This is a genomic window from Corallococcus sp. AB011P, from assembly GCF_003611605.1.
Classification (GTDB): domain Bacteria; phylum Myxococcota; class Myxococcia; order Myxococcales; family Myxococcaceae; genus Corallococcus; species Corallococcus coralloides.
On record NZ_RAVX01000003.1, the window covers coordinates 613,528 to 627,439 of the forward strand.

The 13,912-nt window shown below is 71.9% G+C and carries 7 protein-coding genes; 5 read left to right on the forward strand and 2 right to left on the reverse strand.

The annotated features are described in order from the left end of the window. The first annotated feature begins 261 nt into the window (after positions 1–261). The 5 genes from D7X30_RS12170 (at position 262) to D7X30_RS12190 (ending at position 5,736) form a co-directional block, all read left to right on the forward strand. Positions 262–1,479, forward strand: coding sequence for a VWA domain-containing protein (locus D7X30_RS12170; RefSeq protein WP_120563052.1), 1,218 nt, complete (start codon positions 262–264; stop codon positions 1,477–1,479). A 247-nt stretch (positions 1,480–1,726) separates the two neighbouring features. Next, the gene (locus D7X30_RS12175; RefSeq protein ID WP_120563053.1) at positions 1,727–2,581 is read left to right on the forward strand and encodes an ImuA family protein; all 855 of its coding nucleotides are present in this window, start codon (positions 1,727–1,729) and stop codon (positions 2,579–2,581) included. Positions 2,582–2,599: 18 nt separating this feature from the next. After that, a complete protein-coding gene (locus D7X30_RS12180) occupies positions 2,600–4,135 on the forward strand; it encodes a DNA polymerase Y family protein (RefSeq protein WP_120563054.1) in 1,536 nt (511 codons plus the stop codon). A gap of 58 nt (positions 4,136–4,193) precedes the next feature. After that, positions 4,194–4,727 (forward strand): hypothetical protein, encoded by a 534-nt coding sequence (locus D7X30_RS12185; RefSeq protein ID WP_120563055.1) that lies wholly within the window; start codon positions 4,194–4,196, stop codon positions 4,725–4,727. A 34-nt stretch (positions 4,728–4,761) separates the two neighbouring features. Next, positions 4,762–5,736, forward strand: coding sequence for an NAD-dependent epimerase/dehydratase family protein (locus D7X30_RS12190; protein WP_120563056.1), 975 nt, complete (start codon positions 4,762–4,764; stop codon positions 5,734–5,736). 87 nt (positions 5,737–5,823) lie between these two features. Here the strand turns inward: D7X30_RS12190 and D7X30_RS12195 are convergent, their stop codons facing one another. Continuing rightward, positions 5,824–9,963, reverse strand: coding sequence for a CARDB domain-containing protein (locus D7X30_RS12195; protein ID WP_120563057.1), 4,140 nt, complete (start codon positions 9,961–9,963; stop codon positions 5,824–5,826). A gap of 214 nt (positions 9,964–10,177) precedes the next feature. Continuing rightward, complete coding sequence (locus D7X30_RS12200; protein WP_120563058.1) at positions 10,178–13,882, reverse strand: CARDB domain-containing protein; 3,705 nt, start codon at positions 13,880–13,882, stop codon at positions 10,178–10,180. Positions 13,883–13,912: the final 30 nt, after the last annotated feature.

Sequence of the window (13,912 nt, forward strand, 5' to 3'; positions counted from 1 at the left end):
GCCTCTTCCTTGCTTGAACCCGGTCAGCAAGCGGCCGGGCCGGTGAACCATCCGGTTGTTTTCTGCGGCGGATGAACCAACGTAACAACCAAAAGGGACATGGCAAACGCGATGTGCGTTATTTCCGTGCCTCGTCGGCTGTACGACTCTCCTCTATGTAACGGCCCAGAAGTCTCGCGTCCGGCGAAGGGGTGGGGCATGCTCGCCCCCTCTCACGCCTGATGCGGTGCGCGAGCGCGCGTCCCCGCACTGGAGGACGATGTGAAGCTCCATACCTGCGCCCACCTGATGTCGCTGTCCGCGCTCCTGGCGCTCGGATGCCACTCCCCCGTGGATGACGATGGCTCCACGGTTCCGGATGCCTGCGAGGCGACCCCTCCAGTGGTCGCCCCCCAGAAGACGGACATCCTCTTCGTCATCGACAACTCCGGATCCATGAGCGAGGAGCAGCAGGGAATCGCCACGGAGTTGCCCGCCTTCCTGGCCGCGCTGAAGGAGGGCAACGGCGTGTCCCAGGACTTCCGCGTGGGGGTCATCACCACCTCCGTGTACCAGCGCCAGATCTTCCCGGACGGGGCGGACGTGATCCGCTCCTTCCCGGATCAGGAGGGCCGGCTGCAGCCGGTGAAGGACGAGGCGAACCAGCCCACCGCCGAGCGCTTCATCGAGGGGTCGGATCCGCTGCTGCTGCCCAAGTTCCAGCGGTTGGTGGACCAGGGAATCTCCGGCAGCGGTCAGGAAGCGCCCTTCGAGGCGGTGCGGCTGGCGGTCGCCTCGCCCCTGGCCAGCAAGCCCCTGGAGGAAGGGGGCAACGGGGGCTTCCTGCGGGACGACTCGCGCCTGCTCGTGGTGGTGGTGTCCGACGAGGAGGACTGCAGCTCCAAGCAGCGGCCGCCCCCGGTGGCGCTGGGGCAGGACCGGGCCGTGGACTCGTGCACGGAGCAGGGGGACAAGCTGACGCCGGTGTCGGAGTACTACCAGGACTTCCAGGGCCTGCGTGACAGCCAGGGCGCGTCGCGCGAGGTGCTGTGGGCGACCATCGGGCCGGTGGCGGTGACGGACAAGCGCGCGGAGCTGACCGTGGACACGACGGGCGGCACGACAAACGTACGCAACGTCGACTGCCCGACGTCCTACGGGCCCGGCTACCGGCAGAGCGACATGGCGAAGGCGTTCGACGAGACCCGGTCGAACCTGGATTCCATCTGCAAGCCGAGCTACCGGCAGACGCTGCTGGACATCGCGGACATGGCCACGGTGGCGCAGAGCGTGGCCGTGGTGAACCTGCCGGATCCGCGGCTCGCGGTGGTGTACGTCACGCGCGCGGACGGCTCCGTGAAGACGTGCACGGCGGCCAACGGCGACTTCCGCTACGAGCCCCCCAGCGGCGACCGCTCCGCGCGCATCTTCTTCCTGGGCCCGTGCCTCAGGCGCGTGGGCGACACGAAGGTGGAGGTGAAGGTGCTGTGCGCCGGGTAGTCCGGAGCTGATCCGCCAGGCCTCACCCGGAGGGCCCCGCGAAGGACGCGGGGCCCTTTTTCGTGGGCCCGCACGTGACCTGTCATGTCCGGTGCCAAAAAAAGAATGCGCGCGGATCCGCCCCGTTCCGTCGAGCGGAGCACCCGACGCAACAGGTCCGACGCACCCGGAATGCCGCCTGTTCGGGTGTCAGATGGCTTCGGATACTGGCCCCATGCGCGCGCGGTGCGCGAGGCGAGGAGGCCACATGGGCGCGGCGGTCGAACGGTCGGGGTTGGCGGTGGTGGAGGAGCTGCGCGAACGGATCCGCCAGTTGCAGGCGGCGCCCCGTAGCGCGCTGTCGGTGCTGCGCACGGGCGTGGACGCGGTGGACGCGCTGCTGCCTCAAGGGGGCCTGCCGTTGGGGCACTCGGTGGAGCTGTGCGGCGAGGCGGCGTCGGGGCGCACCAGCCTGGCGTTGCGCGCGGTGGCGTCCGCGCACCGGGAGCTGCGCCTGTGCGCGTGGGTGGATGGTCCGAAGGAGCTCTATCCCCCCGCGGCGGCGGCGCTGGGCGTGGACCTGGAGCGGCTGCTCGTCGTGCGGCCCCAGGCCTTCGCGCAGCGGGTGTGGGCCGCCGTGCAACTGGCGCGCAGCGGTGCCTTCACGGCGGTGGTGGTGGATCTGACGCTCGGCGTGGGCGCCCCGGGGCGTCCGGAGCGGCTGGCCCTGACGGAGGCGCGCAAGCTCGCGGACGCGGCGTCGCGGGGCGGGACGCTGGTGCTGCTGCTGACGTCGCCGGAGGCGCCCGCGGACGGGCTCGCGCGGCTGCGGCTGGAGGCCCGGGGCGTCCAGGGCTGGTCCGTGGAGTTGGAGCGCAGCCGGGGCGGGGGCGTGGGGACACGCGTCGTGAGCCCCTGGCGGGAGCTCTACCCGGAGGTGGGGCTGGATGCCGGGGCGCGGCTCTTGGACGCGGACGCGGCGGAGCCGGGGGACTCGGGGCCGGGCTTCTACCGGGACCCCGCCGATCGCGTGCGCAATGGCATGGGCATCCTGGGCCAGCGCCCCGGCCGGGACGCGCCCATGCCTTCGCTGGGGAGCGCGCTGTCCCCGGACGGCCGCTGACAGGAAAGAGGGTGGGCCATGCGGAGGGGCTACCTGCACGTCACGCGCTTCCCGGTGCAGCGCAAGGTCATTGAGTCGCCCGCGCTCGCGGGCCAGCCGCTGGTGCTGGTGGAGGAGGTGCGCGGCCAGCGCCGGGTGGCCTTCGCCTCCACGCGCGCGCTGAAGGCCGGCGTGCGGCCGGGGATGACGCTGACCGCGGCCACCGCGCTGGAGCCCGAGCTGAGGAACTTCCCGTACCGGTTGAAGGACGAGGCCCAGGCGCTGGCCGCGCTGGGGGAGTCGCTGCTCGGCCTGTGTCCTGGCTTCCAGCGCGACGCGCCGGACGGGCTGTGGTTCGACGCGAGCGCGGCGCACCTGGTGGGCGGCGAAAGGGAGCTGGGCGCGCGTGTGCTGGAGGTCTGCGGTGAGCAGGGCTACCGGGCGCACGTGACGGTGGCGTCGGAGGCGTTCACCTCGCGGGTGCTGGCGCGGTATGGCTCCCAGCGGGTGGTGGTGGTGCCGGAGGGGCAGGGCGCGCGAGCGCTGGCGCCCCTGCCGCTGGGCGCGCTGGAGGACTCGGCGGCGAAGGCCTTCTCCGTCCTGGGGTTGTCCACGTTGGGCGAGGTGGCGGCGCTGCCGGCCGGGGCGGTGACGGCGCGCGGAGGCGTGGGCGCGGCCCGGGCCCATGCGCGGTGCCGGGGCGTGGACGACACGCCCTTCACTCCGGAGCCGCTGGAGGAGGCGCTGGAGGACCGGGTGGTGCTGGACGCGCCCGCGGACACCTTCGAACCCGTGCAGTTCGCGCTCAAGACGCTGCTGGACCGGATGGGCGCGCGGCTTTCCGGGCGGCAGCGGGCGGCGGTGCGGCTCACCTTCGTGCTGCGCCTGGACCCCACCGGCGAGGCCCAGGTGCCGCTCCTGCTGGCGCGGCCCACGGCGCAAGCGAAGCTGCTGTTGGACCTGGCGCGGCACCGGCTGGGGGAATTGCGGCTGGAGCGGCCGGTGGCGGAGGTCGCCGTGCGGGTGGACGCGCACGACGAGGACCTGGGCCAGCAGCTGGCGCTGGGGGACGCGCCGGAGGGGGACGCGGCCCTGGAGAGTGTGCTGTCGCGGCTGGCGACGACGCTGGGTGAGGGGGCGCTGTTCGCCGCGTCCCTGGAGGCCGTGCACCGGCCGGAGTCCGCGCATACGCCCCGGGCCTTCCATCCCCCGGAGACGCGGCGCGGCCTGCTGTCCCCGTCCGGACCGCTGGCTCCGGCGCCGGAGCCAGCAGCGCCCGTCACCGTCTGGCGCGAGACGGGGGCCGCCCGGGAGCGGCCGTCGCGGCTCCTGGCCCAGCCGGCCCGGCTGGACGCGGAGGTGACGGCGTCCGGGGAGATGGTGGCGGCGCGGCTCGCGGGGCGGCGGCACCGGGTGACGGCGATGGCGGGGCCGGAGCGACTGGGTGGCGAATGGTGGACGGACACCCCGTACCAGCGGGACTACTACCGCGTGCACTTCGAGGGGCTGGGGCCCGCCTGGGTGTACCGGGACGGGCGGGACGGGGACTTCTACCTGCAGGGGTTGTTCGATTGAGGGGCGGGCGGGTGCGGTCGGGGTGGAGGCCCCGCCGCTTGTGGCCTAGCGTGACGGCATGAGCCCCGCACGACTCCTCCCGCTGCTCCTCGTGTCTCTCGTCCTTCCGGCCTGCGCCGCCCGGCAGGTGCGTCCGGAGGGAGCCATCCGCAAGGTGGTGGTGGTGTCGGGCTCGCGCGTGGACGTGCTGCCCACGGGCTCGTTCCGCCAGGACATCATCGGGGAGAGCAACCCGCGCACGGTGCTGGCCCGCCAGGCGGAATCGGAGCTCCTCTCGCGCGGCTTCGAGGTCGTGGCCACGCGCCAGTCCCAGGCCCCGGTGCCGCTCACGGACGAGGTGGCGTCCTTCATCCAGCAGAACAAGGCCGAGGCCGCGGTGGTGGTCATCCTGGACTGGCTGGACGTGTCCGGCGCGACGGTGCTGAACCGGGTGGACGTGGTGCTGCGGCTGGGCATGGTGGACCCCAACGGCCAGGTCCTCTGGACGGACACGTTCCGTTCGCAGCCCATCGTGAGCGCCTACCAGTCCGCCACGGACTGGAACTCGTTCCTGCGCCGGGCCGTCATCGACGCGATGCCGGCGGTGCCGTGATGGCCGTCCTCCTTTCGCGCGGGAAGAGGGGGGCATGCGGGTCCTGGTGACGGGCGCGGCGGGCTTCATCGGCGCCCACGTCTGCGAGCGGCTCCTCTCCCGGGGCGACACGGTGGTGGGCCTGGACGCGCTGGACGCGGCCCCTGGGGACGTGGCGCTGCGGCGCTCGCGCCTCCAGCGGCTGTCCGGGGTGCGCGGCTTCACCTTCCTCTCCGGGGACATCACCGACGCGGCCCGGCTGGGCGAAGCGTTCACGGCCTCGCGTCCGGAGGGCGTGGTGCACCTGGCCGCGCGTGTGGGCGTGCGGGCCCCGGACGCGGAGGCCCCGGCGTACGCGGACACCAACGTGACGGGCTTCGTGCGCGTGCTGGAGGCCTGCCGCGAGGCGCGCGTCCAGCACCTCGTCTATGCGTCCTCCAGCTCCGTGTACGGCGCGGCCACGCCCGCTCCGTTCCGCGAGGACGCGCCCGTGGATCAACCGCTCAACCTCTACGGCGCCACCAAGCGCGCCAACGAGCTGATGGCGCACGCGTACAGCCACCTGCACCGGCTGCCCACGAGCGGCCTGCGCTTCTTCACGGTGTATGGGCCGTGGGGACGTCCGGACATGGCGCCGCTGCTCTTCCTGCGCGCGCTGGCGAAGGGTGAGCCCCTGCGGCTGCACGGCGACGGGCGGATGCGGCGCGACTTCACCTTCGTGGACGACGTGGCGGAGGCCGTGCTGCGCGTGTTGGACCGACCGCCGGCGGGGAGCCCGCCGCACCGGCTGCTCAACGTGGGCCATGGCGAGCCGGTGGCGCTGGGGGACTTCGTGGGCCTCCTGGAGCGGCACTGGGGCACGAAGGCCCGCGTGACGTCCGTGCCCTCGGCGCCCGCGGAGATGGTCTCCACGTGGGCGGACACCTCGCGGCTGGAGGCGGAGACGGGCTTCCGGCCGCGCGTGTCCGTGGACGCGGGCGTGGCTCGGCTGGTGGCGTGGTACCGCGAGTGGAGCGCGACCTCCCGCTGATGCCTGCGTGAAACGGCGGCGGGCGCCGCCCGGGGCTCATGAAGACCCCGGCCGACGCCCGCGCGTCCTACGTACCGCGGAGTGTGGCTACGGCAGCACCGCGAGGAAGTTCTCGACGAAGGCGTTGTTGTCCTCGCGCAGCTCCGTCGCCGACCGCCACGGGTCCACCAGCACGCCCAGGTAGAACAGCCCGGAGTTCTGGTTGCCGGGCAGCGAGTACGCGGAGGTGAGGAGCTGGCGCGTCGTGCACTGCCCCGCCTCCAGATCGCCCACTTCCGTCTGGCCCAGGGTCACCTGGGTGGAGGAGGACGGCATCTCGTCCATGAACGCCAGGGTGGGCTGGGTGGAGAGGTAGAGCTGCACCGCGGTGTTCCACGCCGCGGGCTGCGTGCCCTGGTTGCAGACCGTCACGAGGGTGGTGAACATCTCTCCCCCACGCACTGCGAACGGCGCGGTGACTTCCGTGACGACCAGGTCCGGCGCGTACCCCACGCCGATGCGGCCCCGCACGAAGGCGTTGTTGTCCGTGCGCAGCTCGTCGTTGGGAACCCAGGCGCGCATCAACGCCCCCACGAAGAGGGGCGCTCCCGGCTCCGCGGAGGGCGTATTGGCTTGGAGGGTTCCTTCCTGCGTGATGCACGCGTTCGCGGGCAGGGACGGAATTTCCACCGTTCCCGCCAGGGACACGCCGGAGCCCGGCACAGGGAATTCCGCGGCGAAGCTCAGGTCCGGCGGGGTGGACTCCGTGGAGAGGAAGAACTCCACCATCTGGGGGTAGGAGGGCTGCGTGCCCTGGTTGCAGACGGTGACGGGGGCCTGCGCCTGTCCATAGGGCACGAGGTTCGCCGGACCGCCCATCGCGGTGATGACCAGGTCCGGGCCGCTGCCCACGGCGACGCGCGGCCCGACGAAGGTGTTGTTGTCCTTGCGCACCTCCTGGACGTTCCAGTTCCGGTCCACCATGGCCCCCACGTAGTACGTGCTCTGCTCCGGCCCCGTGCCCCCGTAGAGGTTTCCCAGCACCGGCGTGGTGATGCAGGTGTGCGCTCCCAGGTGGGAGGAGAGGAAGACATCTCCCAGGATTTCCCCGGGAGGCGGCGGGGGCCCGTACTGCGCCGGCAGGGACAGCTCGGGATGGGTCAGCAGGTGCAGCGTCACCCTCACCGGCTGGCCGAACGACGTGGCCTGGGGGCCCTGGTTGCAGACGGTGACGGTGGCGGTGAAGGACGCCTGGATGCTGGGGGGCGTCGTCACCGCGGTGATGACCAGGTCCGGCGCGTACCCCATGCCGATGCGCCCTCGCGAGAAGACATTGTTGTCCTCGCGCAGCTCCGCCCGGTTCTGGAACGGATCCACGGCGGCGCTCAGGTACACGGGCTGCTCCGGCGAGGTCCCATAGGGCTGGTCGGCGGACACCATCCCCATGGCGCTCACGCACTGCCCGGCCTCGAGCGGCGCGACGTTCAGGAACCCCGCGACGGTCTGATTCGGGTTGGGGAACGGCGACGGCTGGCCCGGCGCAGGCAGGGTCCAGGTCTCTTCCGTGGACACGACGAGCGCCACCTCGGTGGAGCTGGAGGGATCGGTTCCCACGTTGCAGACGCGCGCGGTGGCGGCGAACGGCTCCCACGGCGCGACGGTGGGGGGGGCCTCCAGCGCGGTGACCACCAGGTCCGGCCCGTTGCCCACGCTCAGGGCGCCCGCCACGCGGGTGTTATTGTCCCAGCGCATCTCCTGCGTCATCGCGCCCGGATTGACGACGGCCCCCAGGTACAGCGGACGGAACGGAACCGCGTTGGGCGGCGAGTCCGCAGGGCCGGAGATCTGCCGCGTGGTGCAGGCGCCCGCGTTCAGCGACGGCAGGGACGCGTCACCCACGAGCCTCTGGCCGCCCCCCATCGGCATGGACGGGAAGGGCAGGGGGTTCGGCGCCGGCAGGGTGTCCTCCGCGCTCACGTAGACCGCCACGTGCGAGGAGCTGTTCAGCTGCGCCGTGCCCACGTTGCAGACCTTCACGGTGCTGGTGAAGGTGTTCCCGGGCCGCACGCTGGCGGGCCCCTGGAGCTCGGTGATGACGAGGTCCGGCCCGTAGCCCAGGCCCAGGATGCCCGCGGCGAAGCCGTTGTTGTCCACGCGCGGCTCGAACCCCTGCATGTCCACGACCGCGCTCAGGTTCAGGGGCCGCTCGAACGGCGAGGGCATCGCGTCCACCGGACGCTCGGCGTGGAACGTGGAGCGCTGGGTCGTGCACTGCCCGGGCTCCAGCGTCCCGTAGGGCTGGGCGCGGCCCAGGAAGGCGTAGGCCCGCGTGGGCTCCGCGAACACGGGCGGGGCCGGATACGGCCGCGACACGGGCGGCGTCGTCTCCGTGGAGAGGAACAGCGACACCCCGTAGGAGGACGCGGGGGCGTTGCCCTGGTTGCAGACCGTGTAGGTCGCGGTGAAGGACCGGCCTTCATCGACGTTCGCGGGGGCCTTCACGTCGGTGACGACGAGGTCCGCTTCCGGCCCCGTGCCCACCAGCCCCTGGGTGAACGTGTTGTTGTCCTCCTTCAGCTCCTGGACGTTGCTGAACGCGTCGATGGCCGCGCCCAGGTACAGGGGCTGACCCGGCTGCGCCTCCCAGGGCAGGTTGCGGTAGGCATTCACCGTCACCGTCCGGCATTGACCGGCGGAGAGGAAGGACACATCCGTCACGCCCACCTGGGCCTGATTCGGCGTGGGGAAGGGCCCGGACTGCGGCGAGAGCACCACCGCGTCCTCCGTGGAGAGGTACAGCTCCAGGGAGGCGTAGCCCGTCATGTCGCCCGTGCCCACGTTGCAGACCTGCGCCTCGACGGGGAACGAAGAGTACTCCGGGAGGTTGGCGGGCCCCTTCAGCGACCGGATCACCAGGTCGGGGCCATAGCCCACACCCACGGTGCCCTTCGTGAAGGTGTTGTTGTCATCCCGCAGCTCCTGGACGGACTGCATTCCGTCCACGCGCGCACCCAGGTACAGCGGCGACCCGGGCTGGTAGGCGAAAGGCAGGGACGAGCCCCCGAACACCGGCAGCGTGATGCACCGGCCGGCATCCAGCCCTGGCGCCTGCGCCTGGCCGACGAAGGACTCCGTCTGGGAGCTGGGATCCTGAGAGGCGGACAGCGAGGCCTCCGTGGACAGCAGCACGTCCACGCGCACATCCGAGGCCTGGTCCGTGCCCACGTTGCACACCGTCACGGAGCCAGAGACCGGCTGCCCCGGCTCGATGTTGGCGGGCCCCGTCACGTCGGTGACCACCAGGTCGGCCTGGAACCCCAGGGCAATCCGGCCCGCGACGCGCGTGTTGTTGTCCTCGCGCAGCTCGGTGCGCTGCTGCTCCGGGTCGATGATGGCGCCCACGTACAGCGGCTGCTCGGGCTGGGTGGCCGCCGGGGGAACCTGGGCGAACGCCTGCGTCCGGACCGTGTGGCATTGGCCCGCCTTTAGCGGCGGCGCGATGAAGGAGCCCACCTGCTCCTGGGTATCCGTCGGCGTGCCCGGCGTGGGGAGGCTCAGGGTGTCCACCGTGGAGATGTAGACCTTCACCTCGGAGGAGGAGGCGGAATCCGTGCCCACGTTGCAGACGCGCACGTCGGCGAGGAAGGGCGCTCCCGGCTGGACGCTCGCGGGCGCACTCACCTCGGAGACCACGAGGTCCTCCCCGTAGCCCACGCCGATCAGACCGCGGACGAAACCATTGTTGGTCTCATCCAGCTCCTGCACCTGCTGCCAGGTGTCGATGCTGGCGCCCAGGTAGAAGGCGCCGGGAGTCGTTCCTTCCATGGGGGGCAGCGCGTAGGCGTTCACGGTGCGCGTGACGCACTGGTGGGGCTCCAGCGGACCCACGCCCACCTCGCCCACGGTGACCTGCTGGGGCGGAGGCGGACCATTGGGGTCGGGCACCTGCTGGGTGGGGGTCGTGGACAGGTACAGTTGCAGGAACGTGTCGCCGCTGCCCTGGGGATACGCGGCCGCGGAGCCCTGGTTGCAGACCTTCACGGTGGCGGTGAAGGCAGACCCGTCGCGAACGCTGTCGGGGGCGCGAAGCTCGGTGATGACCAGGTCCGAGCCGTGGTCCAGTGAATGGGTTTGACCGCGGGCGGCCTTCGTTTCGGACGAAGCGCCTTCACTTCCGCAGCCGGTCATGACGAGCGTGCCAGCGACGAGCAGGCACGCGTGTCTCCATGACGGCGAGAGCCGTTGCATGTGTTCTCCTTGGGGGTGTGTGAAATCAACGAGGCGCCAGTCGCCGGGCCGGGCGCGACGCCACGCGGACACTAAATGGATGCCCTGACATACGAAAAGCCAATGCGCTTCAAACCCATCGCGTCGGAAGCGTGGCCTGGAAAAGACAAACGCCGGCCGGGGTTCTTGAAGACCCCAGCCGACGCCTGCGTGTTGCACTTCCCGTGAAGTGCGGCTACGGCGTGTTGCTCACCACGAGGGTGCCGCGCACGAAGCCGTTGTTGTCCTTGCGCAGCTCGGGGTCGTACAGCTTCGCGGAGGCCCCCAGGTAGAGGGCCGCGCCCGGCTGGGCCGCCTGCGGCGGGACGGCGTTGACGGAGCCCTCCACCGAGACGCACTCACCGGCGGCCAGCGGGGGGACCTGCACCGAGCCCAGCCGCGACAGGGTGGGCGACTCGACGGGCTCACCCTGGACGGCGGACGCCGGCAGCGTGGCCACCGTGGAGAGCAGCAGGTCCACCGCGTGGGGCGGCGCGGGCGTCGTGCCCTGGTTGCAGACGGTGACGGGCACCTGCATCGGCGCCCACGGCTGGACCTGGGCCGGCCCACCCATGGCGGTGATGACGATGTCCGGGGCGAACCCCACGCCGATGCGCGAACCGACGAACGTGTTGTTGTCCTCACGCACCTCCGGCACCTGCTGCATGCGGTCCACGCTGGCGCCCAGGAAGAACGTCTGCGTGCCCGGGAACCCGGCTCCAGGGGCGAACGCGCTCACCGTCGACGTGACGCAGGCGCGCGCCGCCACGGGCGGAAGGGTGGCCTCACCCATGAAATCCTCGGGCGGGACGGGCGCGTTCGGGGACGGCTGCGACAGCGAGGGCTTCGTCAGCAGGTGCAGGGTCACCCGGGGGCCGGACACGGCCTGGGAGCCCAGGTTGCAGACGGTGACGCCCAGGTCGACCGGACCGGGCAGCGTGTTGATGGGTCCCGTCAGCGACGTGATGATCAGGTCCGGTCCGGTGCCCACGCCAATCCGCCGCCCCGGGGACACGTTGTTGTCCCGGCGCAGGTCCAGCTGGCCCTGGAACGGATCCACGACCGCGCTCAGGTACAGCGGCGCGTCCACGGGCGCATTCCACGGCCGGTCCGCGTGCAGCGTCACCGGCGCGTCCTGGCACTGGCCGGCGGGGATCGACGGAGCGTTCGCCATGCCCGCCATGTACTGGCTCAGCGAGGGGAACGGCGTGCCCGGCGCGGGCAGCGTCACGTTCGCCTCCGTGGACACCACGAACATCATCGGGACGATGCTCGAAGCTTCCGTGCCCGTGTTGCAGAGGCGCGCGGTGGCGGTGAACGGATCCATCGGCGCGACGGTGTCCGGGAACGTCAGCCCGGTGACCACCAGGTCCGGCGCATCGCCCACGCCCATCAGGCCCGCGACGAACGTGTTGTTGTCCTCGCGCAGCTCAGTCAGGGACGCCCCCGGGTCGACGACGGCGCCCAGGTACAGCGGCCGCAGCGGTGTGGCCTGCGCCGGTAGCGTCGCCGGTCCGGTGAGGCTCTGCGTGACGCAGGCCCCTTCACCGAGCGACGGCACGCTCACCGTGCCCACGAGCGCCACGGTGGCGTCGAGCGACGGCTGCGCCATGGGCGCCGGCAGGGTGGTACCCGTGCCCAGGTAGACGGCCACCTGCGACGTCCCGGGCGACGGCTGCGTGCCCACGTTGCAGACGCGCACGCTGCTGGTGAACGGCGCGTTGGGCCGCGCGCTGGCGGGACCCTGGAGCTCGGTGACGACGAGGTCCGGCCCGTTGCCCACGCCCACGGGACCCACGGCGAAGCCGTTGTTGTCCGTGCGCTGATCCGGCGCGCCATCCACCACCGCGCTCAGGTTCAGCGTGGAGGACAGGGGCAGGGGCCCCAGCTCCATGGGGCGCAGGGCATGGAACGTTCCGCTCTGCGTGGTGCACTGCCCCGGCGTCAGCGCCGTGTTGAGGATGGACCGGCCCTGGAACATGTACCCGGGGATGGGACGCATGGGATCCGCGGGGTCCACCGCGAGCGGCGCCGCGTCCACGGAGAGGTACAGCGCCACACCAGCGGAGGACGCGGGGCTGAGGCCCACGTTGCAGACGGTGTAGCTCGCCGTGAAGGACTGGCCGTCGCGCAGGTTCGCGGGCGCCTTCACGTCCGTGATGACGAGGTCCGCTTCCGGCCCCGTGCCCACGAGGCCCTGGGTGAGGACGTTGTTGTCCTCCCGCAGCTCCGTCTGGGTCCGGTTCGAGTCAATGACCGCGCCCAGAAACAGGGGCTGGCGCGGCCGTGCGTCCTGGGGCGGGTTGGCCATGGCATCCACCGTCAGCGTCTTGCACTGGCCAGCGGGGAGGACCGGCACGTCCGCGCTCCCCACGGGGACCTGGGTCCGCGAGTCGAACGGCTCGGGGGGCGCCGGGAAGACCACCGCGCTCTGCGAGGAGAGGGCCAGCTGCAGCCGGGCGGGGCTGCCCAGGTCCGCCGTGCCCACGTTGCAGACCGTCGCCTCGACGGGGAAGTGCGTCCCCGGTGCGACGTTGGCCGCCGCCTTCAGCGACCGGACCACCAGGTCCGGGCCGTTGCCGAACCCCACCAGTCCCTTCACGAAGGTGTTGTTGTTGTCCACCCGCAGCTCGGGGACGAAGCGCGGCTCCTCCACGCGCGCGCCCAGGTACAGCGGCGTGTTCGGCTGCCAGGAGGTGGGCGCGATCCCGTAGCCCTGCGCGGACAGCGTGACGCACCGTCCGGCGTCGAGCCCCGGTGCATCGAAGTAGGCGGCGGTGAGCGCGGTCGCCGGGTCGGGGGTGTGCCCCGTCGGCGGCAGGGTGGGCAGCGTGGACAGGAGCACGTCCGCGCGCACCTCCGGCGCCCGGTCGAAGCCCACGTTGCACACCGTCACGGACAGGGGACCCATGGGGCCCGGCTGGAAGGTGGTGGGGCCCGTCACGTCGGTGACGACCAGGTCGGGGCCGTCACCCACGCCCAGCCGTCCCGCGACGCGCGTGTTGTTGTCCTCCCGCAGCTCCGGGACGGACGTGGAAGGATCCACGATGGCGCCCACGTACAGCGGCTGTGTGGACGAGATGGCGTCGGGAGGACGCTGCGCGGACGCCTGGGTGCGGACCCGCACGCAGCGGCCCGCGTCGAGCGACGGCACCAGCGCCTGTCCCACGCGCGCCTGCGTTGGCGGGATGGGGCCGGAGGCTGGCGCGTCCAGGGTGGCCTGCGTGGAGATGACGACCGCCGCTTCCGTCGGTGACGAGGGCGCCGTGCCCACGTTGCAGACGCGCACGTCCGCGACGAAGGACGCGTTCAGCCGCACGTCGGGCGGCGCCTTCACCTCGGTGACCACGAGGTCCGGCGCCTGACCCACGCCCATCACGCCGCGGACGAAGCCGTTGTTCGTCTCATCCAGCTCCGTCACGGACTGCCACGGGTCGATGCTGGCGCCCAGGTAGAAGGCGCCGGGAAGCGCTCCTCCCATGGGGGGCATCGCGTGCGCGGTGAGGGTGTGCGTGACGCACTGCTGGGGGGGCACCATCCCCACGTCCAGCTCGCCCACGGTCATCTGTTGTGGCGAGGGAGGTGCGCCAGGCGCGGGCGCCTGTTGCGTGGGCGTGGTGGACAGGTACACCTGCAGCAGGTTGGGTCCCTGCTGGGGGGACGCGGGCTGCGTGCCCGTGTTGCAGACCTTCGCGGTGACGGTGAAGGACTCTCCCGGGCGGGCGGCGTCGGGCGCGCGCAGTTCGGTGATGAGCAGATCCGCGCCCTGCTGAAGGGCGGAGCCCTGACTCCGGATGACAGCCGCGCCGGACGACGCGCTTTCACTTCCGCAGCCGGTGACGACGAGCGTGCCCGCGACGAGCAGACACGCGTGCTTCCATGCCGGCATGAGCCGTGACATGTGCTTCTCCTGATGGATGTGAGGATTCAA

Excerpts from the sequence above, each read along its gene's own strand:
- D7X30_RS12190 (WP_120563056.1), top strand. The coding sequence starts at position 4,762 with ATGCGGGTCCTGGTGACGGGCGCGGCGGGCTTCATCGGCGCCCACGTC.
- D7X30_RS12200 (WP_120563058.1), bottom strand. The coding sequence starts at position 13,882 with ATGTCACGGCTCATGCCGGCATGGAAGCACGCGTGTCTGCTCGTCGCG.
- D7X30_RS12175 (WP_120563053.1), top strand. The coding sequence starts at position 1,727 with ATGGGCGCGGCGGTCGAACGGTCGGGGTTGGCGGTGGTGGAGGAGCTG.
- D7X30_RS12180 (WP_120563054.1), top strand. The coding sequence starts at position 2,600 with ATGCGGAGGGGCTACCTGCACGTCACGCGCTTCCCGGTGCAGCGCAAG.
- D7X30_RS12185 (WP_120563055.1), top strand. The coding sequence starts at position 4,194 with ATGAGCCCCGCACGACTCCTCCCGCTGCTCCTCGTGTCTCTCGTCCTT.
- D7X30_RS12195 (WP_120563057.1), bottom strand. The coding sequence starts at position 9,963 with ATGCAACGGCTCTCGCCGTCATGGAGACACGCGTGCCTGCTCGTCGCT.